This window comes from Bacillus sp. BB51/4 (genome assembly GCF_008368845.1).
Taxonomy (GTDB): Bacteria; Bacillota; Bacilli; order Bacillales; family Bacillaceae_G; genus Bacillus_A; species Bacillus_A wiedmannii.
In genome coordinates this window covers 116,272-143,166 of the sequence record NZ_QOSC01000006.1, presented here as the reverse complement: position 1 = coordinate 143,166, position 26,895 = coordinate 116,272, and the positions used below count along the sequence as shown (strand labels likewise).

At 35.9% G+C, this 26,895-nt stretch carries 28 protein-coding genes and 1 pseudogene; 20 read left to right on the top strand and 9 right to left on the bottom strand.

What is annotated here, in order from left to right:
• Positions 1-72: 72 nt before the first annotated feature.
• The gene (locus DN392_RS06795; protein WP_098189618.1) at positions 73-1,014 is read right to left on the bottom strand and encodes a helix-turn-helix transcriptional regulator; all 942 of its coding nucleotides are present in this window, start codon (positions 1,012-1,014) and stop codon (positions 73-75) included.
• A 196-nt stretch (positions 1,015-1,210) separates the two neighbouring features.
• On the opposite strand from DN392_RS06795, the gene DN392_RS06790 reads away from it, so the two are divergent.
• Positions 1,211-2,227, top strand: a complete 1,017-nt coding sequence (locus DN392_RS06790; protein ID WP_088062396.1) for a LacI family DNA-binding transcriptional regulator — start codon at positions 1,211-1,213, stop codon at positions 2,225-2,227.
• Positions 2,228-2,266: 39 nt separating this feature from the next.
• Here the strand turns inward: DN392_RS06790 and yhfH are convergent, their stop codons facing one another.
• Positions 2,267-2,395, bottom strand: a complete 129-nt coding sequence (gene yhfH, locus DN392_RS06785) for a protein YhfH (protein ID WP_000567010.1) — start codon at positions 2,393-2,395, stop codon at positions 2,267-2,269.
• A 180-nt stretch (positions 2,396-2,575) separates the two neighbouring features.
• On the opposite strand from yhfH, the gene DN392_RS06780 reads away from it, so the two are divergent.
• From DN392_RS06780 to DN392_RS06755, 6 genes and pseudogenes are all read left to right on the top strand, one after another.
• Complete coding sequence (locus tag DN392_RS06780; protein WP_088121591.1) at positions 2,576-3,310, top strand: MBL fold metallo-hydrolase; 735 nt, start codon at positions 2,576-2,578, stop codon at positions 3,308-3,310.
• 9 nt (positions 3,311-3,319) lie between these two features.
• Positions 3,320-4,309 carry a lipoate--protein ligase gene (locus DN392_RS06775; RefSeq protein ID WP_097908043.1) on the top strand — a complete coding sequence of 330 codons (990 nt, stop codon included), beginning with the start codon at positions 3,320-3,322 and terminating at the stop codon, positions 4,307-4,309.
• Positions 4,310-4,482: 173 nt separating this feature from the next.
• A complete protein-coding gene (locus tag DN392_RS06770) occupies positions 4,483-4,911 on the top strand; it encodes a hypothetical protein (protein WP_098189620.1) in 429 nt (142 codons plus the stop codon).
• Between the two features lie 161 nt (positions 4,912-5,072).
• The gene (locus DN392_RS06765; protein ID WP_149237072.1) at positions 5,073-6,605 is read left to right on the top strand and encodes a fatty acid--CoA ligase family protein; all 1,533 of its coding nucleotides are present in this window, start codon (positions 5,073-5,075) and stop codon (positions 6,603-6,605) included.
• 113 nt (positions 6,606-6,718) lie between these two features.
• Positions 6,719-6,970 carry a hypothetical protein gene (locus tag DN392_RS06760; protein ID WP_000435468.1) on the top strand — a complete coding sequence of 84 codons (252 nt, stop codon included), beginning with the start codon at positions 6,719-6,721 and terminating at the stop codon, positions 6,968-6,970.
• Between the two features lie 99 nt (positions 6,971-7,069).
• A pseudogene (locus tag DN392_RS06755) lies at positions 7,070-7,239 on the top strand (S-layer protein); the annotation flags it as partial.
• Between the two features lie 152 nt (positions 7,240-7,391).
• Here DN392_RS06755 and cytK2 read toward each other — a convergent pair.
• Together cytK2 and DN392_RS06745 are read right to left on the bottom strand one after the other, a co-directional pair.
• Positions 7,392-8,402: a beta-channel forming cytolysin CytK2 gene (gene cytK2 / locus DN392_RS06750; protein WP_149237071.1), complete on the bottom strand. Its 1,011-nt coding sequence runs from the start codon at positions 8,400-8,402 to the stop codon at positions 7,392-7,394.
• A gap of 158 nt (positions 8,403-8,560) precedes the next feature.
• Positions 8,561-9,106 carry a TetR/AcrR family transcriptional regulator gene (locus tag DN392_RS06745; RefSeq protein ID WP_064471091.1) on the bottom strand — a complete coding sequence of 182 codons (546 nt, stop codon included), beginning with the start codon at positions 9,104-9,106 and terminating at the stop codon, positions 8,561-8,563.
• A 169-nt stretch (positions 9,107-9,275) separates the two neighbouring features.
• On the opposite strand from DN392_RS06745, the gene DN392_RS06740 reads away from it, so the two are divergent.
• The 3 genes from DN392_RS06740 to DN392_RS06730 all read left to right on the top strand — a co-directional run bounded on the left by DN392_RS06740 (position 9,276) and on the right by DN392_RS06730 (position 12,650).
• The gene (locus tag DN392_RS06740; protein WP_149237963.1) at positions 9,276-10,193 is read left to right on the top strand and encodes an alpha/beta hydrolase; all 918 of its coding nucleotides are present in this window, start codon (positions 9,276-9,278) and stop codon (positions 10,191-10,193) included.
• Positions 10,194-10,339: 146 nt separating this feature from the next.
• On the top strand, positions 10,340-11,446 hold the full coding sequence (locus DN392_RS06735) for a metallophosphoesterase (RefSeq protein ID WP_149237962.1): 1,107 nt from the start codon (positions 10,340-10,342) through the stop codon (positions 11,444-11,446).
• Between the two features lie 226 nt (positions 11,447-11,672).
• Positions 11,673-12,650: an HD domain-containing protein gene (locus DN392_RS06730; RefSeq protein WP_064471089.1), complete on the top strand. Its 978-nt coding sequence runs from the start codon at positions 11,673-11,675 to the stop codon at positions 12,648-12,650.
• Positions 12,651-12,689: 39 nt separating this feature from the next.
• Here DN392_RS06730 and DN392_RS06725 read toward each other — a convergent pair whose 3' ends face one another.
• Positions 12,690-13,022 carry a winged helix-turn-helix transcriptional regulator gene (locus DN392_RS06725; protein WP_064449001.1) on the bottom strand — a complete coding sequence of 111 codons (333 nt, stop codon included), beginning with the start codon at positions 13,020-13,022 and terminating at the stop codon, positions 12,690-12,692.
• A gap of 135 nt (positions 13,023-13,157) precedes the next feature.
• On the opposite strand from DN392_RS06725, the gene DN392_RS06720 reads away from it, so the two are divergent.
• The gene (locus tag DN392_RS06720; protein ID WP_064449000.1) at positions 13,158-14,537 is read left to right on the top strand and encodes an MFS transporter; all 1,380 of its coding nucleotides are present in this window, start codon (positions 13,158-13,160) and stop codon (positions 14,535-14,537) included.
• A gap of 41 nt (positions 14,538-14,578) precedes the next feature.
• Here the strand turns inward: DN392_RS06720 and DN392_RS06715 are convergent, their stop codons facing one another.
• Both DN392_RS06715 and DN392_RS06710 read right to left on the bottom strand, forming a co-directional pair.
• Complete coding sequence (locus DN392_RS06715) at positions 14,579-15,697, bottom strand: anti-sigma factor (protein ID WP_064448999.1); 1,119 nt, start codon at positions 15,695-15,697, stop codon at positions 14,579-14,581.
• Between the two features lie 5 nt (positions 15,698-15,702).
• Positions 15,703-16,188, bottom strand: coding sequence for an RNA polymerase sigma factor (locus DN392_RS06710; protein WP_064448998.1), 486 nt, complete (start codon positions 16,186-16,188; stop codon positions 15,703-15,705).
• 136 nt (positions 16,189-16,324) lie between these two features.
• Between DN392_RS06710 and DN392_RS06700 the strand changes: the two genes are divergently transcribed.
• Positions 16,325-17,227: an AraC family transcriptional regulator gene (locus DN392_RS06700; RefSeq protein ID WP_149237961.1), complete on the top strand. Its 903-nt coding sequence runs from the start codon at positions 16,325-16,327 to the stop codon at positions 17,225-17,227.
• 267 nt (positions 17,228-17,494) lie between these two features.
• Here DN392_RS06700 and DN392_RS06695 read toward each other — a convergent pair whose 3' ends face one another.
• Complete coding sequence (locus DN392_RS06695; RefSeq protein ID WP_149237960.1) at positions 17,495-19,237, bottom strand: sensor histidine kinase; 1,743 nt, start codon at positions 19,235-19,237, stop codon at positions 17,495-17,497.
• Between the two features lie 9 nt (positions 19,238-19,246).
• Complete coding sequence (locus tag DN392_RS06690) at positions 19,247-19,951, bottom strand: response regulator transcription factor (protein WP_000283856.1); 705 nt, start codon at positions 19,949-19,951, stop codon at positions 19,247-19,249.
• Between the two features lie 140 nt (positions 19,952-20,091).
• Here DN392_RS06690 and DN392_RS06685 point away from each other — a divergent pair, with 140 nt between their 5' ends.
• The 8 genes from DN392_RS06685 to aceB all read left to right on the top strand — a co-directional run bounded on the left by DN392_RS06685 (position 20,092) and on the right by aceB (position 26,886).
• Complete coding sequence (locus DN392_RS06685; RefSeq protein ID WP_001067969.1) at positions 20,092-20,940, top strand: CPBP family intramembrane glutamic endopeptidase; 849 nt, start codon at positions 20,092-20,094, stop codon at positions 20,938-20,940.
• A gap of 1 nt (position 20,941) precedes the next feature.
• Positions 20,942-21,298, top strand: a complete 357-nt coding sequence (locus DN392_RS06680) for a hypothetical protein (RefSeq protein ID WP_064448996.1) — start codon at positions 20,942-20,944, stop codon at positions 21,296-21,298.
• 31 nt (positions 21,299-21,329) lie between these two features.
• Entirely contained in the window at positions 21,330-21,629 is a 300-nt protein-coding gene (locus tag DN392_RS06675) for a hypothetical protein (RefSeq protein WP_001006045.1), read from the top strand.
• 12 nt (positions 21,630-21,641) lie between these two features.
• A complete protein-coding gene (locus DN392_RS06670; RefSeq protein ID WP_000882301.1) occupies positions 21,642-21,830 on the top strand; it encodes a hypothetical protein in 189 nt (62 codons plus the stop codon).
• A gap of 134 nt (positions 21,831-21,964) precedes the next feature.
• Positions 21,965-23,230, top strand: a complete 1,266-nt coding sequence (locus DN392_RS06665) for a M48 family metallopeptidase (RefSeq protein WP_001233302.1) — start codon at positions 21,965-21,967, stop codon at positions 23,228-23,230.
• A gap of 96 nt (positions 23,231-23,326) precedes the next feature.
• Positions 23,327-24,229, top strand: coding sequence for a DMT family transporter (locus DN392_RS06660; protein WP_081113559.1), 903 nt, complete (start codon positions 23,327-23,329; stop codon positions 24,227-24,229).
• A gap of 209 nt (positions 24,230-24,438) precedes the next feature.
• Entirely contained in the window at positions 24,439-25,080 is a 642-nt protein-coding gene (locus tag DN392_RS06655; RefSeq protein ID WP_341057524.1) for an S-layer homology domain-containing protein, read from the top strand.
• A gap of 216 nt (positions 25,081-25,296) precedes the next feature.
• The gene (gene aceB / locus DN392_RS06650; protein WP_061672207.1) at positions 25,297-26,886 is read left to right on the top strand and encodes a malate synthase A; all 1,590 of its coding nucleotides are present in this window, start codon (positions 25,297-25,299) and stop codon (positions 26,884-26,886) included.
• Positions 26,887-26,895 lie beyond the last annotated feature (9 nt).

Below are 26,895 nucleotides of genomic sequence, written 5' to 3'. Positions count from 1 at the left end.
AAAATGTATTTGTTACTACCTACTATAAAGAACTAATGCTGACAACATTATGTCAGTAGTGAAATAAAAAAATTAAAGTTTTAACATTTTCTTTGCTTCATCACGGATTTTCTCAGATAGAACGTTTGGTTCAAGTACTTGCACTTGGCTTCCCCAGCTTAATACCCATTGAAATACTTCGTCTATGTTTCTTGATTTCAAAAAGACGTGAAAACCATTTTCTCTATGCTCGTATGAATCGATAAAGAAGTATCGTGATTCAATAATTTTATGTGCAATATGGGCTGGGAATAATAAATGAATCATCACAGTACGGTTGCTTTCAGGCTGATATTTTTGCAAAGAAAAGTCTTCGGGTTTTGTAAAGAATTCTTGTTCTCGCTGTAATTCCTCCATTCGATTTAAGCGGAAATTACGTATTTGTTTTCGAAGTAAACAATGGGCAACGACGTACCAAATTCCAGAAATATTGACTAAGCCGTAAGGATGAACGGTCCGTTTTATTTTTGTAGTTTCTCTTGGTTTACGATAAGAAAAAGAGATAGCCTGTTCTTTTTGGATAGATTCTTGCAACAGGATAAGTTGTTTTTCAAGTTTTTCTTGTTCAGATTGTTTGTGTGAAAATATAGGAGAAAGGAAACGAAAAGTTCCCCGTAATTCCTGGGCTTTCTTTTTTTGATCAGTAGGGAGGACAACCTCAAGTTTCTCTTTTGCCGATTTTGCATGTACAGAAAAAGAAGAAGTGAAAGTTTTCTCGATATAATCACCGCCTAGTAAAAGAGTAACAGCCTCTTCAGGTGTAAGCTGAATAGGTGGTAAGAAATAACCATCCATTAATGAATAACCTTGGCCAGGCATTGAAAAAATAGGAACACCCGATTCATTAAGTGCATCCATATCTCGATAAATAGTTCTTATACTTGTTTCGAATTTTTCGGCTAAGCTTTGTGCTGTAACAGTTTGTCTTCTTTGTAATTCAATTAATATAGCTAACAAACGATCTGTCCGATTCATGAAAATTCCCCTTTATCTTTTATGAATATGCCTACTATAAACTTCTAAAAGTAGTATAAACTCTCCTCCCATTAACAGACTTTTTCCTATGTATAATATTAATATAGTAAAATCATAACAACCCATATTGCAGTTTCCAATAATATACTATATAATCAGTTTAAGAAAACGTTTTCATGCAAAGGGGGAGGATTTCGTGTCGACTATAGAGGACGTGGCGAAATTAGCGGGGTTATCAAGGACAACGGTTTCTAGGGTGATTAATAATCATCCATATGTTTCAGATGAGAAGAAAAAAAGGGTTCAATTAGCAATGAAGCATTTAGGTTTCGTTCCTAATTCTGCGGCGAGAAGGCTTCGTAAACAAAAGACGGAAACAATTGCGGTGCTAGTTCCAAGGATTACAAATCCTTTCTTCAGTAGATTTATTGAAGCAATCGAGATTGCTGCTTCTGAACATAAATATAAACTGATTATTTGTCAAACAAGATATTTACCGGAAAAAGAGATGGAGTATTTACAATTATTATCTACGAAACAAGTAGATGGGATTATTCTATGTTCACTAGAAAATCCGTGGGAAGATGTAGAGCCATACTTACAGCACGGTCCAATCGTGTTATGTAATGAATATATTGAGGAAGCAAATGTTCCAACAGTGAAGTTTGATCATGCGCAAGGAGCATACATAGCTGCTAAGCATGTGTTAGAACAAGGATATCGTAATCTTATTTTTTGTCGTGGTAACGAAACCAAAGTGGTTAGCCAGCAGCGAAAAATGGGCTTTTTACGTGCAATAACTGAGAAGAGCCGCCAAGTAGAAGCGATCGATTTTCTTGAAAACGCTTTCTCTTGGGATGATGGAAAGAGAATATTCCATGAAGTATTAAAGGACAAAAAAAATCCTACCGCGATTTTGGCAGGAGGCGATGAAGTAGCAGCTGGAATTATTTCAGAGGCGAAACGCCATGACTGGAGCATTCCAGATGATCTCGCTGTTATCGGTTTTGATAATCAAATTTTATCACAGATTACAGAGCCAGGTATTACGACAATTGAACAGCCAATCGATGAGATGGCCCGAAAAGTTGTTGACCTGATGATGGATAAAATCCATACGAAAAATTATCGAAAAAAAGAATTGTATGAGTTTGAACTGGAGCTCTTGGTGAAAGGTTCGACGATGAAGAAGGATACGATGTTATTAGCCTAGTAGACTATGTCTGCTAGGTTTTTTTATGTTCACAAACTACTATTCTTCGTGAACGCAATCGTCACATTTGTTATGGTATGCTTCGTGCTGCTCATCAATTTCTTTCCCGCAATGTGCACAAGTTTTCGTCGGTAAATTTCTGAAAAACTCCATTGGTTGATCGATCATGTCAATCCCTCCATTTCCATTTCTTACTATCATTGTATTAGTACAAAAAACAAAAGTCAATAACTGTTTTATAACAAAAGTGAAAAATAATGAAAAAGTTTAGGAAATGGATTATAGTTAACAATGTAGAATGTAAGTGAAACATGCATTCCTACTCGGTTTTAGAAAGGATGGATACATATGAAAATGACTGTTGTCGGCTTTTGGGGCGGCTTTCCAGAAGCGGGAGACGCAACGTCGGGGTATTTGTTTGAACACGATGGTTTTCGTTTACTTGTAGACTGTGGTAGTGGTGTACTAGCACAGCTTCAAAAATATATAACACCATCTGATATAGATGCAGTTGTACTGTCACACTATCATCACGATCATGTTGCAGACATTGGGGTATTGCAATATGCGAGATTAATTACAAGTGCGACAAAGGGGCAACTACCGGAATTACCAATATACGGTCATACGTTTGACGAGAATGGATTCCATTCTTTAACGCATGAACCACATACGAAAGGAATCGCGTACAATCCAGAAGAAACACTTCAAATTGGACCGTTCTCGATTTCATTCTTAAAAACTGTTCATCCTGTTACATGCTTTGCGATGCGTATTACAGCTGGTAGTGACGCTGTAGTATATAGCGCTGATTCAAGTTATATTCCTGAATTCATTCCATTCACAAAAGATGCTAATCTTTTCATTTGTGAGTGTAATATGTATGCACATCAAGAGGCTGCAAAAGCAGGGCATATGAATAGTACAGAAGTGGCAAGTATTGCGAAAGATGCGAATGTAAAAGAACTTTTATTAACGCACTTACCGCATACAGGAAACACATCTGATTTAGTAACAGAAGCAAAACAAATTTTCAGTGGCCATATTACGCTAGCGCATAGTGGTTACATTTGGAACTCATGAGGTGATACGATGTTATTTATTGATAATAAAGGGATTACAGATCCTAGAATAAACTTAGCAATTGAAGAATATTGTGTGAAGAATTTAGATATTAACGAAACATATTTACTGTTCTACATTAACGAACCTTCCATTATTATTGGTAAAAACCAAAACACAGTAGAAGAAATTAATGCAGATTACGTAAAAGAACAAGGAATTCATGTCGTTCGTCGTCTATCAGGCGGAGGTGCAGTATATCATGATTTAGGAAACTTAAACTTCAGCTTTATTACGAAAGATGATGGAGACAGTTTCAGCAACTTCAAAAAATTTACAGAACCTGTAACGAAAGCGCTTGGTAAATTAGGCGTAAATGCAGAACTAAGTGGTCGTAACGACATTTTAGCTGAAGGCAGAAAAATTTCAGGTAACGCGCAGTTCTCAACGAAAGGTCGTATGTTCAGTCACGGTACGTTACTATTTGACTCTGAAATCGATCACGTCGTATCAGCGTTAAAAGTAAAAATGGATAAGATCCAATCAAAAGGAATCAAATCAATCCGTAGCCGCGTTGCGAACATTACAGAGTTCCTAAACGAAAAAATGACGACAGAAGAGTTTAGACAACTTCTTCTAGAAACAATTTTCGAAGGGGAAACAGAAATTCCGACGTACGAATTAACAGAAAATGATTGGAAAGAGATCCATAAACTTTCTGAAGAACGTTACCAAAATTGGGACTGGAACTACGGAAAATCTCCGAAGTTCAACTTACAACATTCACACCGCTTCCCAGTTGGACAAGTTGACGTTCGTCTTGAAGTGAAAAAAGGAACAGTAACAGAATGTAAAATTTACGGTGACTTCTTCGGTTCACTAGATGTCCATGACATTGAAGAGCGTCTAACAGGCGTACAATTTGATAAAGATGCATTCACTGTAGCTTTAGAAGATGTAGATATCAAACGCTACTTCGGTAATATTACAACAGAAGATTTCTTACATTTATTCTTCTAAAAATAAGGGAGGCTGCCGTAACGGGCAGCCTCTTTATTTTTGCGTAGATTGTCACGTTTTATCGGTAAGTCGATATATTTTAAAAATCACCGATATAATTTCACTCATCATAAAATCACAGGACATTTGCCTCTCATAAAGGAATATATATATTCAAAAGGAGGCGAATTGAAATGAGAAGGGTAATGTACGTTGCATTATTGCTCAGCTTCGTCATCGGAATGACAGCTTGTAACGATGAAACTTCCTCAAGTCGCACACTTTTATCGATTGGAAAGCCAGGGAAGGATAATGTTATATACTTTACGAATACGGATAATAAACGAAAGATAGCTGATATACAAGCTATGTTTCAAAATAAGAAATGGAAAAGAAATGAAGCTTTTAGTACGATGAATAAAACGCCAGATCTTGTCTTGTCAATAGATGAGGCCAATACCGGGTTACCGACATTATATGTAACATTGTTTTTTCATGAACACGGAGCGGATGCAATCAACTTGTATGGGGAGCATACGAGCTTGAATAAAAAGGAACTAGAAAAACTTAGTGAAAAGATGAGTGCATATTATCCTGAAATGATTTTAGCCTTAGTTTCATAATGTGTAGGCGAATAGAATTCCCTTATTTTTCTAAAGTGAATCAACAGGAGGTGATCCTTGTATATGCAGTTAATGGAATATCACTTGCTACTTTAATTTTCTTTTAATATAATTAATTTAGAATTTTTAAATATTCTAAATTTTATAAAGGTGGGGTTTGTGTGAATCTCGTTCAATCTTTGGCTGAAACGGCGAAAAAGAAGGGGGATAAACCGGCTTATATATTTATGGATCAGTCGGTCTCATATGACCAATTAAACAAAATGGTCACAAGGTTTTCTAGCAATTTAGCAGAAATGGGCATTGGAAAAGGGGACAATGTCGCATTAGTTGTTGGAAATTCACCACATTTTTTGGTCGGTTTATACGGAACAATGAAAGCTGGAGCAACTGTTATTCCAGTTAATCCAATTTATACAGCAGACGAAATGCATTATATTTTACAAAATGGAGATGTAAAAACAATCATCGTACTCGACGTCCTTCTACCTGTTATACAATCTCTTACAACAAGACTTCCTTCACTTGAAAACATCATCATATGCGAAACCTCATCAGATTTTAACTATACAGAAACCGAAAAAATGAAAACGTTTACGAGAATGATAGGGGCTGGAGATTTAACTTTTGAAGGCCCAGAATTAGATGAAGAAGATGTAGCGGTTATTCTATACACTTCAGGTACAACTGGAAAACCGAAAGGTGCGATGTTAACACATAAAAACTTATATAGTAATGCGAGCGATGTGGCGGCATATTTACAATATACGGCTGATGATCGCGTCGTTGCGGCACTGCCGATGTTCCATGTATTTTGCTTAACAGTGGCGGTAAATGCACCGATTGTGAACGGAGCAACTATTTTAATGTTACCGAAATTTAGTCCGAAAGAAGTATTCCGTATTTGTCGTACGTATGAGCCAACGATTTTTGCTGGTGTACCGACGATGTACAATTATTTATATTTATTCGAAGAAGCAAGCGCAGAAGATGTGAAGACGCTTCGCCTTTGTATTTCAGGTGGTGCATCAATGCCTGTTGCTCTTCTGCAAAACTTTGAAAAACGTTTTGACGTAATCGTTTCAGAAGGATACGGTTTATCGGAAGCATCACCAGTTACTTGTTTTAATCCGCTAGATCGTCCGCGTAAACCAGGATCAATCGGTACAAATATTTGGCATGTAGAAAACAAAATTGTGAACGAACTTGGGGAAGCAGTACCTGTTGGCGCAGTCGGTGAATTAATTGTTCGCGGGCCTAACGTTATGAAAGGATACTATAACGCGCCAGAAGATACAGCAGCGACATTGAAAGATGGTTGGTTGTATACAGGTGACTTAGCGAAAATGGATGAAGAAGGTTACTTCTATATCGTTGATCGTAAAAAAGATATCGTCTTAGTTGGCGGTTATAACGTATACCCTCGTGAAGTAGAGGAAGTATTATATACACACGAATCTGTAGCAGAAGTTGTCGTAATTGGCGTTCCTGATGAAAACTTAGGAGAAGCAGTCCGAGCATACGTCGTTTTGAAACAAGCTCAAGTAACAGAAGAAGAACTGATGCATTATTGCACGTTACATTTAGCGAAATATAAAGTACCAAAGAGTATCGAGTTTTTAACAGAATTACCAAAGAATACGACAGGTAAATTGTTAAGAAGAGCGTTAAAAGAGAAAGCGATGCAAGTTTAAAAATGGGGGGCAACCATCTTTATGAAGGTGGTTGCCTTTGTATTTTTTAGAATTGGTTAAGCTATAGCCCCATATATTTAAACCGTAATATGACTAATAAGGAGGAGATATACGTGGAGCAAAAGGAATTACGTTTACGGAGAGTTCAATACCTTATTTGTGACATTATGGATGAAATGAACGCTGAAAGTGAGAAGAAAAACTTAGAAATACTGCAGCAAGTAATCGATCATCTTTCAGGTGCGATAGGTGATTTAGTCGATCCATCAAGCTCGTATTCTATTGATTATTTGGAAAGAAAAGTTCACACGGCGCATTATTTACTGTTTAAAAATGAGCGAAAGGCATATTTGTGTAGGAAATGATATTTTTTACACTTCATTGATAATTATTATCAATGAAGGGATTGTGTTGCGTATATTCATATGGAAGCAGCTGATACATACGATGTTAATTTTAAAACTTATAAAGAGCAAACAAATGAAAATATGAAACTACTAAAAAATGTGCTGCTTAAAAAAATTATTGGGGTGCGAAGTATGTTAATAGTTTAATTCAAGAAAATATTTCAGTTGGAGCAGATAAGGGCTGGGTTCCAGATGAAGCGGTAAGCCGCGCGGAAGCAGTACAATAACATAATATATTTTATCAGTAGATATTGATTCGGGGGATAAGGATGATTGTGTTACGAAAAAATGAATATTGTATATTTTTACCTAAAAGAAATGAAAAGTTTGCTGTTCACATAAAAAACCGAACCACCATCTAAATAGCGGTTCGGTTTTTTTATTTTTTCTCTACTAACTTTTTATTCTTCCAATCTAGTGTGAATGATTTATTAAATGTTTTTTGATCAACGTCTTTTACGTTGTTTCCAAACCAGTTTGCAGTTCCGAATGTGAAGCCTGGACGAAGTTGGTAGTCGTCAGCGTGTTTTGTATAAGCGACTTGTAAGTTAGATTGGTCTGTATTCTTTTCAGAGATAACAACAGCAATCATACCAGGTGAGAAACCGCTATTTGTTAGTGCTGGAAGTTGATCCATCGGTATTAAATTACCTTTTGCATCAGATTCATATAGGTATGTGCGAGAGTACATGAACAGTTGGTTTCCATATAAAGAATGGTAGGAATCACGTGTGTAAATACCCCAGTTTTGGTTGTTATATCCGTTAAAGAATACGTTCCATTTTACGTTTTTATTTGTTTGGTCAATTAAGTTTGTTTTATAACTTGTTTGTTTATAGCTTACAGAGTCAGACCAAGTGATTTGACCAGTTGCGCCAGCTTCAGCGCTAGGCCCATTTGGTGTTGCAGAAGCTTTAACAGAACCACCAAGTTGATAAGATACGCTAGAGGTTACAGTTGTTTCTTCTACAGCGTTTGTAGGTGCTACGTTAAAGAAGCGAGCGCTGTTATCTTGAAGATTAAATGCAATATCATATTGTGAAGGATAGCGTAATGTTGCACTAGCGCCAGGGATTGGGTAGTTATCAATAGGCGCACTACTTATAGTAGGATTTGCTTTTAGAAAACTACCAGTTGTATTAATAACAGCAATCTGTTTATCGGCACTTGGATCATCAATAAAAGTTACCTTTAAAGACATTGTCATATTATCAGTTTGATCATTATTAAATGTATTATAGCTTGTATGTGTTTTGGCATTTTGCCCGATATCTGTTACAACTTGTGATGTCGTTTGAGCGTAAGCAGCCGGTGTTGAAAGGGTTAAAGCGCTACTAGCAAAAACAGCGGATAATGCTAAACATTTTAAATATGTTTTAGAACGTTTCATGCAATCACTTCCTTTTATTTTTTGTCGATATATGTCGTATTCCATTTATATCGTAACATGAAAATAAAACGGAAGAGATGATTATGCATAATTGCACAGGTGAGTTTTGTATAATGAAATTTTATGAATCTTTCTCAAGGGAATCGCCGCTGTATTGTTTATATATTCCTCTTCATCAACTCCCCAACTTGCGTCGCAACATACTCAACATCACTATCAATTTCATCCAATACGTAAGATTCCAAAATGCCCATTACAGCCGTTCCTAAAAACTTTAAAACGATATGTTTATCAATGTTTTTATTTACTGACGTATTTGTGTTTAATTTTTTCTCTAGTTCACCCATGATGAACGTTAGGAACTTTTTCTGAAATGATAATGTGCTATTACTTTTAAATAACGCCGCAAAAAATGGTTTGTGTTCTTTGAAGTATTCAAACCATATGATCGTTCCTTCTATAAACCCTTTGTTTTGTTTCTCATAGCATATTTCTTTTAATTGGTCCAAATGATCGTCCACAATTTTATCTAATAAATTGTACTTATCTAGATAGTGTAAGTAAAAAGTTTTTCGCCCGATGTTTGCTTTTTCGGTAATGTTTTTTACGGTAATTTCGTCGAAACCATCTGTAATTAACATTTCTATAAATGCCGATTGAATGGCGTTTTGTGATTTTATAATTCTTCGATCGATTTTCTCCATATCGTGTTCCTCCGTTATTGATACACATATTTCTGTATGTGTGTATTATGACCCAAATGCGTAAATGTGGTCATTGAAACAAGTGGTTGCTCGCTTTATTATAAATATACACGTGAGTAATAACTCTCACAAGTGTAAAATTAAAAATGAGATAAAGGTGGTTTTATATATGGCAGTTACGAAGGAAAATGTACGATTTTATGCAAGAGGTTTACAAGTTGCAGGTATTTTGAACATTCCTGAAGGTGCGGAAGAAAAGAAAAACAATCCAGCGATTGTTTGTGTGCATCCAGGTAGTAGCTGTAAGGATCAAACAGCAGGATTGTATGCGGAGAAGTTAGCAGAACAAGGCTATGTAACGCTTGCGTTTGATGCATCGTATCAAGGTGAAAGTGAAGGTGCACCGAGATATATGGAAGAGCCAGCTGCGCGAGTTGAGGATATTCGCTCAGCAGTAGATTATGTAACTACTCTACCTTATATAGATGAAGAACGTATCGGTGTGTTAGGTGTTTGTGCAGGCGGTGGTTATGCGGTAAATGCTGCTATGACAGAGCGCCGTATTAAAGCGGTTGGTACAGTTGTTGGTGCAAATATCGGTCGTTTAAATCGTGAGTCTAACCCGATTGGTGTGTTAGAGGCAATTGGTAAACAACGTACTGCTGAAGCACGCGGAGCAGAGGCGATGATTACGAACTGGATTCCTAAAAATAAGGAAGAATTAGAAGCAGCTGGTATGACGGATATAGATATTGTAGAGGCGGTTGAGTATTATACAACGCCGCGAGGTCAAAGTGTGAACTCGCCAAATAAGTTAAACTTTACGAGCATGGGATCGGTAATTGGTTTTGATGCGTTCCATTTAGCAGATATGTTATTAACGCAGCCGCTGCAAATTATTGTCGGCAGCAAGCAAGGCGCATTCGGTTCTTATAAAGATGGTCATGAGCTGTATGAGAAAGCAGCTTCAGAGAAAAAAGATTTACTTGTTGTGGAAGGTGCGAGTCACTACGATTTATACGATCAACCAGAACCAGTAAAAATTGCAGTTGAAAAATTAACAAGTTTCTATAACGAAAATCTGTAAAAGGAATGTTGTTTTGAATTGCACCTCTAATTGTTAGATTTGCGTCTAGCAATTAGGGGTTTTTATTGTGAAGATTGCAGTGCTTAATATTTACGTTTAACGTGCATAACAAGATATAATAGAAGAAATCAATAAGGAGGCACGCTGTGAAGAATCGTCGTTATTTCAATATATTTACTATGTTACTTGTATACACACTACTTATGTTTTACATCGGCTGGAACGGATGGGTTTGGCTTAGCACGGTATTTGGCTGGGAGTCTTGGGGATATTACGCTTTCATAGTTGGTCTCATTTCCTATGCGTACATTCTCGTACAAGTGTTTAAGTTTTTGCCATTTCTACGAACGATAGGTTCGATTTGGTTTGCGGTTATACAATACGCGCTTATGTTATTGCCTTTAGCTAATATCATGGTCTTTCTTTTACAGTTTTCAGTGGAGAAAGAAGCGGCAATTATTTGGACAGGGGCGGCTGTGTTAGCTGCATTTATTTTTATCTTTGCGTATGGAGTATTCAACGCATATAGCCCGGTAGTAAGAAAATACGAGGTGCACATACCGAAAAAAGTAGAGGGACGTAAAAGCTTACGCATTGCGATGGCTTCTGATATGCATTTTGGTAAATTATCTGGCGTTTCGCATTTAAAAAGACTTGTTCGTCATGTAAATGAAATGGAGCCTGATATTATTTTACTGCCAGGAGATATTATCGATGATCATCCAGGTGTGTTCATTCAAAAAAATATGGGACCAATTATGAAACAAATGAAAGCTCCACTAGGCGTATATGGTGTGTTAGGAAACCACGAATATTACGGACGAGCGGTTCCTGAATTTTTACAAGAGATGGATAAGATTGATATTCGTATGCTGTTAGATGAAGTGATTACAATTGAAGATGATTTTTATATCGTTGGAAGAAGAGATAAAACAGAGCGAGATCGCCAAAGCTTTGAAAGTTTAATGAGTACGGTAGATAAATCCATGCCTGTTATTGCAATGGATCACCAACCATTTGAGTTGAAACAAGCAGCGGATGCTGGCGTCGATTTATTATTATCCGGCCACACGCACCGCGGACAAATGGCGCCGAATCATATTGTAACGAGAAGAATGTACGAACTAGACTGGGGATACGCACAAAAAGGTGCATTCCACGCGATTGTTTCGTCTGGTTTCGGATTCTGGGGACCACCGCTTAGACTTGGAAGTAGATCAGAGATTGTACAGGTGGAAGTTACGTTTGAATAAGTGTATGTAATAGAGAGCTAATGGCTCTCTATTTTTACAAATAAAAAAAGGCTCCATATAAGGAGCACTCAATAAAAACAAATGAATTAAAACAAATAACAGACATGTATAATATATAACATTTTCAATTTAATATAAATATATTCGAATTTAAAAATTTCGTTGGTGTTGATTTTATAAAAGAGGTACGATTATAAGAGGCGGCTAAGATAGAGGGGGATTATAAGTGATCATATCAGATATACTATACGGAGAATTTAAAGTGGATCAAGTGTTAGAAGAATTAATCTTAAGTAAGTCTGTGCAAAGACTAAAAGGTATTCATCAAACTGGCGCAAGTTATTTAGTGAACAAGGAATGGAATGTAACGCGCTTTGATCATTCAGTTGGTGTTATGTTGTTAGTTAAAAAGCTAGGTGGTTCAGTAGAAGAGCAAATTGCAGGTTTACTGCACGACGTATCGCATACTGCTTTTTCTCATGTGATTGATTACGTTTTTGATAATAGAAATGAAAGTTATCATGAAGAGATATTTAGTTCTGTTGTGAAAAACTCAGAAATTCCAGCGATTCTTGCAAAGTATGGCTATAACTATGAAGATATTTTATTAGATGATTCAAAGTGGACGTTATTGGAAAGGTCAGCGCCCGAATTATGCGCAGATCGAGTGGATTATACGTTACGAGATATGTATACATATGGGTATATTTCTTTAGAAGAAGCTCACAGTTTTTTAGAAGATGTAATTGAAGTAAACGGAAAAATGGTCCTTCAAAACATCGAAATGGCAGAGTGGTTTACAGAAACGTATTACAAAGAAGTCATCGATTTCTTTATGCAACCAATGAATAGTTATGGAAATGATATGTTAACTAAGACGCTAAAGTTAGCTCTGCATAAAGAGGTTATTCATGCAGATGATTTTCTTCTTGAAGATGATTCGCTTATTTCGAAATTGCAGCAATGTGATGATCCGGAAGTGCATGCTCTATTAAGCAAAGTTCATCCGAATGTAAAAGTAAAAGAAGATAGAAATGATTATGATTTATATCAGAACAATAAAGTACGCCTTATTGATCCGCCATTACTTCGTGAAGGGGAAGTCGTTCCATCGTCTGTTGTGTCAGAAAACATAAGACGGATGAGTGATAGCGCTTATGAAAAAGCGGTGAGAGGGATGTATGTGAAAGTGGTTTCGGATTAACAGAAAGAAGGTATCATCACATAAGATGATACCTTCTTTCTATTCATCTAATATTTTCCACTCGTTTCCCCAATCCTTCATCGCGTCAAAAATAGGACGGAGTGTTTCGCCTTTTTTTGTTAGTGAATATTCCACGTGAGGTGGCATAGTTGAGTAGATTGTTCTATTTATAATATTTTCTTGTTCAAGTTCTTTTAAGCGAAGAGATAGAGTGCGTGGGCTAATACCGTTTAGGCATCTTTCAAGCTCAGCAAAACGTTTAGGACTATAAAACAAATCTCTTAAAATTAAGAAAGTCCACTTGCCACCTATTACAGACATTGTTTTTTCAATGGGGCATTTTAATAAAATTTCTTCATTTATATTTTCCATATAAACGCTCCTCACTATATAAAAGTATAGGTACTATATAAAAAATCAGTACTTTTATAAATAAAGTACTTTATTTATTATAGTCCTAAAGGAATATATAGGTAAATTACTAATTTTTGAGAGGGGAGTTAGCAAGTGAATGGAGTGGCTAGTAGAAATTTAGATGTTCAAACAAAAGAGAAATCAGGTATCGTCATTTTAATAACTTTGGCAATGGGTTTTATTATGGCAACATTAGACGTAACAGTAGTAAATGTTGCGGTGGTGAATATTCAAGAAACATTAGGACTGACATTGTATAGTTCGACATGGATTGTTGACGGATATATTTTATCTTTTGCGGCATTATTACTAGTTGGAGGGGCGTTGGCCAATCGATTTGGAGCAAAAAAAATATATATGATTGGTTTAATTATTTTTGTATTTGCATCTCTTTTATGTGCGGTTGCTACAACGGGGAACACTCTTGTCATAGGACGGATAATTCAAGGTGTTGGAGCAGCTTTATTTATGCCAAGTTCACTTAGTTTATTAGTAGTATCATTTCCGAATGAAAAGAAGAGAGCTAAAATGTTTGGTATATGGTCCGCAATTGTCTCCATTGCTTCTGGTACGGGTCCTTTTATTGGTGGCCTTTTAGTAAATACATTTGGCTGGCGAAGCATTTTTATTATAAACCTACCAATCGGGATGATTGGTATTTTAATGGCCTTTGTAATTATTCCAAAGGTTTTACCGAAAAAGGAGAAAATAAATGTAGCGAATCATTTAATCGGTATAATTACAATAACATTATTGGCGTTTACTCTAATTGAAGGTCCAAGTTATGGATGGTCCTCGTTTCAAATATTAGGAGGAGTAGTGGGAACGGTATTGACTGCTATTCTCTTTGTTTATGCAGAACGAAAATCAAAAAACTCGGTTGTACCAAGAGTATTGTTCCAGAACGAGACGTTTTCCTCAGCAAATATAGTTGGATTTCTATTAAACTTTTCTTTATTTGGCGGCATATTTATGTTTGGGCTCTTTTTGCAAAAAGCATATGGAGCAAGCCCGTTTGTAGCAGGACTACAACTATTGCCAATGATGAGTGTATTTGTTATTGGAAATTTATTATTTGCAAAAATGGTGACTAAGTTTAGCTCAAAGTCGTTATTATTCATAGCGTTATTTATAGCTAGTATAGGGTCTGTATTATTAATGCTTGTAGTAAATAATGTGAGTTATATAGGAATTGCAGTTATATATAGTATGGTTAACCTTGGGATAGGTATCGCGGTACCTGCCATGACTACAATTGTGATGAAATCTGCCGGTCGTGAAAATGGGAATATGGCTGGGGCAACTTTAAATGTAAATCGTCAAATTGGTGCATTGGTCGGTATAGCAATTATGGGAATCATTTTAAATGAATCATCGAATTGGTACAGAGGGGCAAGCTATAGTTTTTTAGTTATTGGGCTTTCCTATCTATGTGCAGTATTTTTAGTTTGGGAGTTTGTTGAGAGGGAATAAAAAAGAAGAGCATCACCCCTAGATGCTCTACTTTTCCCACATCACTGATCAAACCAATTCCAAACCTCAATATCCCCAAGAGTCGCATAACGAACGTGAGGTGAGTTTTGTAATTTTAATAACTCTTTCGACGGGCCAGTAATGACCATGCCGTATACTTTAACGCCGTTATCTTTTACGTACTGATAGCGCTTATCTAAGTTCAGATCTTTTTCACGAGTCCGAGTAGCTTCACTCACAATTTTTTTATGTTCAGAAAGAATGCGCATCATTTCGATTACTTCACCTTCTTTTGTTTTCGGTTGCTCTGCTTCACTATCAGGAAGGTCTATATGTTCTCGAAATCCGATAATCTCTCCGCTGTGCAAGATAAAATCGTCTTCATTTATTCTTTCTTGTCCTGTGTCTAAAGCGTACCATAAAGGAGTTGGCGGCATTTCTTGTGCTTCAAATGCGCTATAGAGAATTGATTCAACTTCTTGTAACGTATAAGGTTTGTCAAAAGATAGCGCTACTTCTGCAACTGTTCCCTCGTGTATCTTTCCAAGTGTATCCCAAACTTTTTTAGATGATTCTTTCAAAGAAGCTTCTTCCTTGATTTTTGGATGAACAAAGGAAAGTTTTTTTGAATAGGCTCTGTTTGCCCAAGGTTGATTTGTGATAGCTACAGATGATAAGAAACTACGCGTTGTTACTGTCCCAATTGGAAATTCTTTTTTGCCGACCGTTTTATATAAATCCATTTCATTTTCTGTACGGAAAAACGGTTTAATCTTTGTACTGCCTCCAGCGGAACGACTATTTGGCATTGTCGCTTCTAGTGCGAGTGCTGGAATCTCATCTACTTCAGCTAATTTTTTCATATTATAGAAGTAAAAAGAAGATGAAAAATGGCCAACAAAATAGATTGCTATACAAACGGCAAGGACAAAACTAACGGTTTGCCAACGCTGTTTCCATTTTATTTTCCAAAATGGGACTTTCAGATTTTGTGGCGGTAGTCTTTTCTTTATCGGTTCACTCTTCGAAAGCAACGCATCTAAGTACACTTCACACTCTTCACATGTCTCAATATGACTTTCTAACTGCTCTTGTTCATCATGCGTGAGCGTTCCATTTTCGTATTTCTCCCACAGTTTTTTAAACTCTGTACAACCCATCCTGATCACTCCTTTATGCTTTTCGTTTCTTTTCGTCCCCTGTGTAATTCAATTTTCACTTTCGCTAGTGAGAGACCAGTCATTTCTGCTATTTCCTTATACGAGAATCCGTAGTAATCTCGTAGTAGCAGGACATTTCGTCTTTCAAGGGGAAGAGAAGATAAGCTGTTTAACCAACTAGCAATCTCATGTTTTACGAAATAAGCATGCTCTGTACTTGGTACGTTTGGTAAATGGAATTCTTCAACTGTCGTTGTTTTATATCTTTTTTCTTTTCGATACCAATCGATAAAGGCGTTGTAGGCAATTGTAAATAACCACGGCCTAATTTCTTCTCCTTTATAATAGTCAATATGGACGAGCATTCGATAAAATGTTTCTTGCATGAGATCTTCCGCGTAGTGGGAATCTCCGGTTAGGGAGAGAAGATAGCGAAATAAATCTTGCATATGTTCGGAGTAAATCTCTTCTAATGATTGTTTGCGTTTCACTACATTTCCCTCCCTTCATACATAACAACGAAATACATATAAAAAAGTTACAATTTTTATGGAATTATAGTAAAAAACGTCAAGAATTGGATTGCGTTCTCTTTTATCATAATACATATAAGGCGGGTGAACAGAGATGGAAAGCTATGAAACACAAATTCAAAGGTCCATTGATTATATTGAGGAAGATGTAATGGAAAAACAGACGCTGCGTAAGTTAGCTCGCATTGCAGGTTTTTCTGAGTCGCATTTTCATCGTGTATTTCAGGCGTTAGTAGGTGATACAGTAATGGAGTATGTTCGAAAGAGGAGGTTAGCCCGGGCAGCTTATCAACTTTCTCATACGGATGAAAAGGTTATTGATATCGCATTTGAGCATGGCTTTCAATCTCACGAAACGTTCACGAGAGCCTTTAAAAAAATATTTCAAATGACACCGAGTGAATATCGAAAACAAGAAATTGAAACACCGATGTATTACAGCGTGAATGTAAAGCAAAGAAAATTAAATCCGTATTTAGGAGGCATACAAATGGAATATCGTATTGTAAATAAACCAGAATTTTTAATGGCGGGTTATGAACTGAAGACGACAAGTAAAGAAGGGAAAAACCATCAAGACATCCCAGCATTTTGGCAAGAATATTTACAAAAAGACCTTGGAACGACGATTCCGAATCGTAAAGATACGAGCCAATGGGTAGAGCTTGGATTATGTACTGATTTTAATTTAGAAACGGGCGATTTCACTTATATTATCGGAATGGAAGTTACAGGCTTTGAAAATGTACCAAATGAAGCTGCAAAGCGTACTTTCCCAGCAGCAACATATGCCGTATTTACAACACCGAAAGTTCCTCATGAAGAAATGGTATCGTCTATTCACCAAACGTGGAATGCAGTATTCTCAGAATGGTTCCCGCATTCAGGATACGAACATTGCGGCGTTAATGAGTTTGAGCTATACGATGAACGTTCCCATGCAGATAAAAGTGAGTTCGCTCAAATTGAACTTTGGATACCGGTGAAGAAGAAATAATAGAAAGAAAAGCGAGCCACTGAGTGGTTCGCTTTTTTAATTCGTAAAAACCCCGATTGTTGAATCGTTGTTTTTACGAAATATGAAACAGCTGCTCTTATCATATAGGTTGCTATATTTGCCGATTTTTGTCGGTAAATCGATATAACTTGAAAATCGCTCATATATTTTGAGTTACGCCGATATATTCAGAAAATCGCCGATATAATTTCATTTACCGATGCTCCCTAGAAATGAAAAAAGAAAAGACGCCACTTAGCGTCTTTTCTACGAATGAAACGGGAACACAAGTATAATCGTTGTTCCTTTTCCAAGTTCGCTATCGATAGAAATCGTTCCGTTATGAGCATGAACGAGCTGTTTCGTAATGGCGAGGCCAAGTCCCGTTCCGATGTTGCTTTCTTCTGTATTTGTTCCTCTGTAATATCGTTCAAATAGAAGCTCTTTCGTTTTATCATCCATCCCTTTTCCGTTATCTGAAATAGAGAGTGTGAATGAAGTAGCGTTTTGCGAAAGTTTTACTATGACATTAGTCGTTTCATTATTATGTTTTACCGCGTTTACTAGTAAGTTTTCGATAATACGCTGGAACCATTTTTCTTCAATGAAATATTGAATTTTGTTTGAGCTTGGTACGAATTCAATATTTTGATTTTGAAGTGTCGGATTATTAATAAATTGTAATAAGACTTTTTGGACGAATTGATTCATTTCAATGTTTACGTGCTGCGCAGGAAGACTGTTATTTTTTAATTGATACGTTAAGCTTAAGTCATCGATTAATGTCGTCATATATTGAGATTTCTCTTTCATAACGCTGCCGAATTGTTGAATGTCGCGATCAGTCCAGTTGTATTGCTGTGATTCTAGTAATAATGCGTAGCCATATATAGAACTAAGTGGTGTTTTTAAATCATGTGTGAGACCGGTAATCCATTCTTCACGTGTTTGCTGCAGTACTTGCCTCATCGCATCATTTTTTTTGAGTGTAATAGAAAGGTGCTCTAGTGAATTTGTCACATCACTAAATAAGCGGAATGACCATTTTTCTTTACCAGATCGCCGGAACCTGACAGGTTTCCCTTTTTTACTAACAGGTTCTTCGCACTTTCCACCAGCGATGTTTTTAAGCCAGCGCATCGCATGGAGTAACGGTTTTCCGAATTTATTACCGTACCAAATAGAAAGAATGACTAAATAAACAAATACGATAAGAAGGATTAATCCGCATCCGATTAGAAACTTTTTAGTAAATACATCGTCTATTTCATCATCTGGGTAGTAGTATTCATTTTTGGCAGTTACAACAAGAAGATGATTGCTATTTGTGTCGTAAAAGCTAGACGTGTTTTCTTTATGATTCCACGGTTCCTTTTCGCTAAGAGCAGCTTGTATGACAGAAAACGTTTTTTTCTTTCCATCTGGATAGGAGAATACTTCTTCGCCATCACTATTAAAGATTTGAAGTGCTGCTTTTTCTTTAGAAAGTAACTGTTTTTCCTCTTCTGTTAATATGAACGAATCCGTAGATACAGACGGGTGCTCTTTCTGTATTGTTTTCAGTAATACATTGCTTTTTAACATACCACCGTATATAACAAGTACGTTCTTTTCTTCTAATTCAATTTCCCAATATGTAAATGTATAAGGGCTTTCTATATGATTCTGTATATACGAGAATAAAGATGTTCTCGTATAAGATGTCGGTACGTCACTCGGCGTATTAAAGTGATAGAGAACTTTTCCATTTTCCTCTACAACTTGAATCCAATCATTTTTTTCTTTAATTAAGTCTTTTACTTCAGCTTTTAACGAAATATCGCCATCTTCTGAAGAGATATATCTTGCAATCATAAAATTATCAGCATCTGGAATATTCGGTTCGTATGAAGTACTAGTAACAAGGAAAATTAAATAAGTGAAAGCAGCTACTACAGCAAGCAGTAATGTAACTAAAACAAATACGTGTTGCAGGATAAACTGGATAATAAGTCGTTTATTAAAATTCATATCGTCACCTTACTTTGTAATGAACTTATAGCCAAGTCCGCGAACGGTTTTTATATATTCTGGTTTACTAGGGTCTTGTTCAATTTTTTCACGTAGTTTTCGAATGTGAACCATAACGGTATTATCATCGCCATTATAGGCAGGTGCTCCCCAAACTTTTTCGTATATTTCTTCTTTCGAAAATACGTAGTTCGGATTCTCGCAAAAGAAGAGTAATAGCTGAAATAGCTGGGCGGAACATTCGACAACATGTCCATTTACTGTAAGTTCTGCGGAATATCGATCAATTTCAAATCTACCAAATGAACTGAAGTTTGCTTTTTGTTCGTGTGGTACTGCTTGTTTTATATGTCTTCGGAGTTGTGCTTTCATACGAGCGACTACTTCAAGTGGATTAAATGGCTTCGTAATATAATCATCTGCACCGTGTGAAAATCCAGATATTTTATCTAAATCAGATGTTTTGGCTGTGAGGAAGAAGATAGGGCAATCTGTTTTTTCGCGAATGATTGGACAAATATCAAAACCAGATTGTCCAGGAAGCATGACATCTAAAATAATTAAATCGTAATCGTTTTGCGCGGTGAGAGATAAAGCTATTTCAGCGGATGTTGCAGTTGTAATATGAGAAAAACCTTCTTTTTCAAGAATGGTAGTTAGTAATTGTAAAATTGCTGTTTCATCATCAACGAGCAAAATATTTGCTTGGTACATAAAAAATCCCTCCTAATTTCCTCGAATATCATATCATCTTTCTATAATTTATGGAATTTTTAAGGAAATTTTAAGGTTTTCTTTCGCAAAAAATTAAGAATCAAATGATATGATAAAAGAACATAGGGGAGGAGATGAGTGTGAATCCGTTTCAAACGATGCGAGCTAGATATTTTTTAATTGTATTTGCACTATTAACTTTAGTTGCAAGAGTCAGTAATGAATTGATAGAAAATACATTTCATATGCAAAATTCTACTTTTATAAATATTCTTATATTCTACATCCTTCCGATTATATGGATTTTTTATGAATATAGAAAACACCGTGTTTCATTTTCATTATTTGTTAATAAAAATGAAACATTTAACCTGGTGCAAGTTTTATACATTACGATTATGTTATGCGTGTTTAGTTACGGGTATCTTATTTTGTACATGTATAGCTTTGCGTGGATTACACCGGAATTTATTATGAACGCATTACGTGAACCGATTATAGATAGTACAGGGGGATATGTATATCAATTTATTATGGTCGTATTCATTGCACCAATTATTGGTGAATTTGTTTTTCGTGGATTTTTACTGCAACGCTTTGCAGCAAAATGGGGAACGAGTATAGCGATTATTGTAGTAGCGATGTTGTTTGCGTTGTTACATGTTGATTTCCTAGGCGCAGTAGTATTTAGCGTTGTACTATCAATCGTATATATTCGTACGAATAGTTTACTTATGCCAATTGCTATTCACATGTTAAACAATGCATTTGTAATCGGCGCTTCTTATTTAATAAATAAAGAAGAAATAATGAGTTTTGCAGATTTCTCAAATTATACGACCTTTTTCCCAGGACTTATTATTTTTATAACAGGATTAAACTTAGTACTCATCTTCTTATTTGTTAACCGCAAATATTGGAGTAAAGAAATGCCAGCTATATATGTAGAGCAGGAAAAAAGCTTTTCAGACGTAGTGGGGAGTAAATGAGATGAAGAAGACGATTGAAAAAATATTGAAAGACATTATAGATTCTACGTCTATTACAGATATGTGTGATAAAAGCGTTTGTCATTGGGTGCAACCTGTAGTAGATGCGATTGTGTTTCCAGAGTATTACTTATTTTCTAGTACTCATGTAAAAGAAAATATTATTTCTCTTCTTATTGTGTTAGGGGTTTTACTAATATTTGGTCTAATTGTAGAAGAAATGATGAAGCGCATCTTCAGAAAAAATGAAGAGAAGTATATGTGGGTTCATAAAGTATTCGAGAAAGTAATAGTGGCTTTCCTTTTGTTTTATAGTATGAAAACAATCATTTACTTTATAGCTTTGAAACATCATTAATTCTAAATTTGAAAGGGATGTATAAAATTATATGAATGAAACAATATCATCAAATAAGTTTTTTTATTTGATTTTGCTTAGTATTGTGCTGATAACGACAGTCAATGTTATTCTTCGCTGGGAGGAAGCTTATTTCTTTATGTATTTAGCACTCCATTTGTTAGGAATATTATGTATAAGCGGCGGAATAGTTGCTGAAAAAAAGAGTGAAGAAAGCATTAATTATATGTGTGTGACCGGTCTTATTTTACTTTTAGCTGTACAAGGTATTATGAAATATAGTACTTTTTCTTTACAAGATTTTAGTTTATTAGTGGATGTACTTCCTTAAGGGGGACACGTTATGTTATGTAAGAAGCAAATAGGATACGTACTAGTTTTAATTGGATTTTTTACGCTTATTGTAACGACTTTATTTTTTCAAGACTATGAATATATACGCTATATAAAAGGCGCTGGTTTAATATGTTGGGTTGTAAGTACGTTTCTTATCCCAGAGTATGAACCGAAGAAAGTGTCTAAAGGTAGGTGAAACTCTTCTTTTTGTAGAAGAGTTTTTTTATGTAAATAAAAGGATCTCGAGCAATTCGCGTAATAAGCTTGTTCTAATTTAGCATGTACGAACTTACAATAATAATAGACAGGCAGCATAGAGGAGGGAATAGCGTGAGGAAGGTTATTGGGTGGTCGCTTTTTTTGTACGTTGGGTTTGCGTTGCTTATATATTGGTATTTATTTGGATGGAATCATGAACTGATTCCGGACATGTATAAAGGAACAAAGGCAGATCCAGAAACGTTTATGAATGCAAGAGAGCTTACGCTAAGCCAAGATTATTCGCGCGTGAAAAATTTACTGTACTTTTTAGCGACGCCTCTTGAATGGATTATTTTATTATTTGTACTGGTGCTCGGTGTTTCAAGAAAGTTTGAGAAATGGTCGAAGGAAACGACGAAAATAAGTGTCCTGCAAGTCGCGATTTATTTCTTTTATTTATCACTACTCACAACAGTTCTAGCCCTGCCGATGCAATGGATTAGCCGAAAAGTGTCAGTTGATTACGGCATTTCAACGCAAAGTACACAAAGCTGGATAAAAGATCACATTATCGGTTTTTGGGAGAGTTATGCGACGATGCTAATCGTAGTTACCGTTCTGTTATGGCTTATCCGTAAATTCCCGAAGCGATGGTGGCTAGCAGGGTGGGCACTCTCTGTTCCATTTACAATCTTTTTAACATTTATACAGCCGGTCGTTATTGATCCACTTTATAATGACTTCTCGACGCTGAAAAATAAAGAATTAGAAACGAAGATTTTAGCGATAGCAGAAAAAGCTGATATTCCAGCTAAACATGTATATGAAGTAAATATGTCGGAAAAAACGAATGCATTAAATGCATATGTAACAGGAATTGGCCCTAACGCTCGTATTGTAATGTGGGATACAACGCTTAAGCAATTAAAAGATAAAGAGATTTTATTTATAATGGCCCATGAAATGGGGCATTATGTTATGAAACATATATATTGGGGCGTTGCGAGTTATGTGTTGCTATCGTTTATAGGGATGTATTTCATTAGTCGTATTATAAATATGTGTATTCGAAAATGGGGAGATACGCTGCAAATTTCAAAAGTAGCATGTTTCTCAATTTTACCTTTATTTTTCTTAATTTCTTCAGTACTCTCTTTTGCATCACAGCCAGCAACAAACTATGTTTCTCGTATAGAAGAACGAGCGGCAGATCAATATGCTTTAAATATGACGAAAGATGGGGCATCTGGTGTAAAAACGTTTCAATATTTATCAAAAACGAGTTTAAGCCAAGTAAATCCGCCTGCGTTAGTGAAGTTTTTCTTATACACACATCCACCAATTTTCGAAAGAATTCATACGTTTGAACAATATGAAAAAGAAAAGAAGCAGTAGTGTACTGCTTCTTTTTTTTATGGAGTATTCGAGTTTTGGAAAATTATAGTGTATAATATATGGAATATTCAGTGAAATATTTAGGAGGTTAATATTTTGTTTCATTCAAAATCAATGCCGGCTATAAAAATGATCCTTTCGATGTCTATTTTCGGATCAATTGGATTTTTTTCTACTCAAACAGGCTTACCGTCTTTTGAATTAGTATTCGTTCGTTGCATTTGTGCGACTATATTTTTAGCATTGTGTTGGCTCGTAACAGGACAGTATAAAAGTGAGAAATGGAATAAAAAAGAAGTAATGCAAATATTAGCATGCGGCGTATTTCTCGTTTTTAACTGGGTATTTTTATTTAAAGCGTTTGAAGTTATGTCGATTACAATTGCGATTTCAGTGTACCATCTTGCACCCATTATCGTATTAATGATTGGTAGTATTGTATTTAAAGAGAGACTTACAGTATTTGCGGTTATGTCCATTGTCATTTGTTTTATCGGTACCGTTTTAGTAGCTGGAGTAGACGGTAGTATGTCGTTAGAGAAATTAATGTCATCTGGAATGGTATGGGCACTTCTTGCAGCGTTATTTTATGCTTTTACCACTTTATTAGGAAAAGGAATTCAGCATACGAGCGCATATGCGATGACATTTTTACAAACGTTTTTAGGTATATTTTTATTGCTACCATTCGTAGATTTTGGCAAGTTTCAAGGGTTAACAGAGATGAACTGGATGATGATTACAGCAACAGGACTTATACATACGGGATTTGTATATTACTTATTTTTTGACAGTTTAAGAGGTTTATCGACGAGATTAATTTCTGTATTAGTGTTTTTAGATCCTGCGGTTGCAATATTATTAGATACAGTCTTTACCGGGTTTAGACCGACTAGTATGCAAGTAGTAGGGATTGTTCTTATATTTGTAGGAATGGCATTTACTTTTCGCAAGGGAACAGAGAAGGAATTATCGATGAAGGAAAGTGCTACTTTATAATTTGAACAAAATGATATTGAAAAGACACATATATATACTATTTGCGTCTTTTTGTGTCAATAAAGTGAAATTTAAAAATGTAAAGGAGTTCACAAAGAGATTGTAGAATTTTTAATATATAGTACCTTAGATGTGACAGCTTCCTTTTTGAAATAAGAAAGAAGGAGGTATAAAGCAGAGAGGACAATGAAGAAAAAATATTGGGTGTAATGATGATTGCGACAATGGTAGGCGGTATATTTGCAGGGACGAATGTGGCCCCTGTAAAAGCGGAAAGTGCACCATTACAAAATACAAATCCAATTGTATTTAAAGATGTACCAAAAGGACATTGGTCAGAAGAGGCAATTCATAATTTATCGGCAAACGAAATTATTTTTGGATATGGGGATGGAATTTTCGGTTTTGGTGATGACGTAACACGTGAACAAGTTGCAGCTTTAATTTATCGTGTATTTGATATAGAAGAACAAGAGGAATATGAAAACCCATATGGGGATATCGATGAAAACTCAACAAACTTTATTGAAGAGATATTAGCTTTAACGGAACTAGAAATTTTTATGGGAGACAAGCATGGAAACTTTAGACCGAAAGCAACGTTAACTCGTGTGGAAATGGCGCAAGTGCTTACGAATGCTTTTGATTTACAGGCGAAGGGATCTCATACGCTTAATGATGTTTCAGCAAATTCATGGGCAAAGAATGCAATTAGTGCAATACAAACAAATGGTATTACAGCGGGAATCGGAGATAATAAATTCGGCCTATCCATGAAAGTAAAAAGAGAGCAATACGCACAGTTTTTATACAAAGCAATTTTGCATGATATGGAACAAAGACAGCAATAAGGTTTAACTAGTAAAGTGATATTTGAAAAATAATACAAAAAGGTCATTGTTGTATAACAGTGGCCTTTTTTGTATGGGATAAAGTGCGAAAGAAAGGTATTTTGAAAAAAAACGAAATGAATTTTCAAAAAAAACTTCCTTTTCTGAAGATTTGTTATATAATATAAAACATAAAATCAAATCTGTTATAAAACAGTTTAAGAAGGGGATGCTAATATGTCGACGCAAACTTCACGGGTTACATTGCCCGGAGAAATGTTACCAGCGTACAACGAAATATTGACACCTGAGGCGCTTAGTTTTTTAAAGGAACTACATGAAAATTTTAATAAGCGCCGCATAGAACTTTTACAAAAGCGCGCGGAGAAACAAAAGAGAATTGATGCAGGAGAGTTTCCGAAGTTTTTAGAAGAAACAAAGCGCATACGTGAAGCGGATTGGACAATTGCTCAATTGCCAAAAGATTTAGAGGATCGCCGCGTAGAGATTACTGGACCAGTGGATAGAAAGATGGTTATTAACGCTTTAAATTCAGGAGCGCATCTTTTTATGGCAGATTTCGAAGATTCGAATTCACCAACTTGGGAAAATGCGATTGAAGGTCAAATAAATTTACGAGATGCAGTGCAGGGAACGATTTCACATAAAAATGAAAATGGAAAAGAATATCGTTTAAATAGTAAAACAGCAGTATTAATTGTGCGTCCAAGAGGATGGCATTTAGAAGAAAAACATATGCAAGTTGATGGGAAGAATATGTCTGGTAGCTTAGTAGATTTCGGACTTTATTTTTTCCATAATGCGAAAGCTCTCTTAGCAAAAGGAAGCGGTCCATACTTTTATTTACCGAAAATGGAAAGCCATTTAGAAGCAAGGTTATGGAATGATGTTTTCGTATTTGCTCAAAAATATATCGGTATTCCAAACGGAACGATTAAAGCGACGGTGTTACTGGAAACGATTCACGCTTCGTTTGAAATGGATGAAATTTTGTATGAGCTTAAAGATCATTCTGCTGGATTAAATTGCGGAAGATGGGATTATATTTTCAGCTTTCTAAAGAGTTTCCGTAATCATAATAAATGTTTACTTCCAGATAGAGCGCAAGTCACGATGACGGCGCCGTTTATGCGCGCGTATTCTTTGAAAGTCATTCAAACGTGTCACCGCCGTAATGCACCAGCTATTGGAGGAATGGCAGCACAAATTCCAATTAAAAACAATCCAGAAGCGAATGAAGCAGCTTTCGAAAAAGTGCGTGCAGATAAAGAGCGCGAAGCTTTAGACGGTCATGACGGGACTTGGGTTGCCCACCCGGGACTTGTACCAGTCGCGATGGAAGTATTTAATCACATTATGAAAACACCGAATCAAATTTTTAGAAAACGTGAAGAAATACATGTTACAGAAAAGGATTTATTAGAAGTACCGATGGGAACGATTACAGAAGAGGGGATTCGCCTAAATATTAGCGTAGGTATTCAATATATTGCATCTTGGTTAAGCGGACGGGGAGCAGCACCAATTTATAACTTAATGGAAGATGCGGCAACAGCGGAAATTTCTAGGGCACAAGTATGGCAATGGATTCGTCATGAAGGTGGAAAGCTAAATGACGGCCGTAATATTACGCTTGAATTGATGGAAGAGCTAAAAGAAGAAGAATTAGCAAAAATAGAAAGAGAGATTGGTAAAGAAGCCTTTAAGAAAGGGAGATTCCAAGAGGCGACAACGTTGTTTACAAATCTCGTTCGAAATGATGAATTCGTACCATTTTTAACACTACCGGGTTATGAAATTTTATAAAAAATGAAA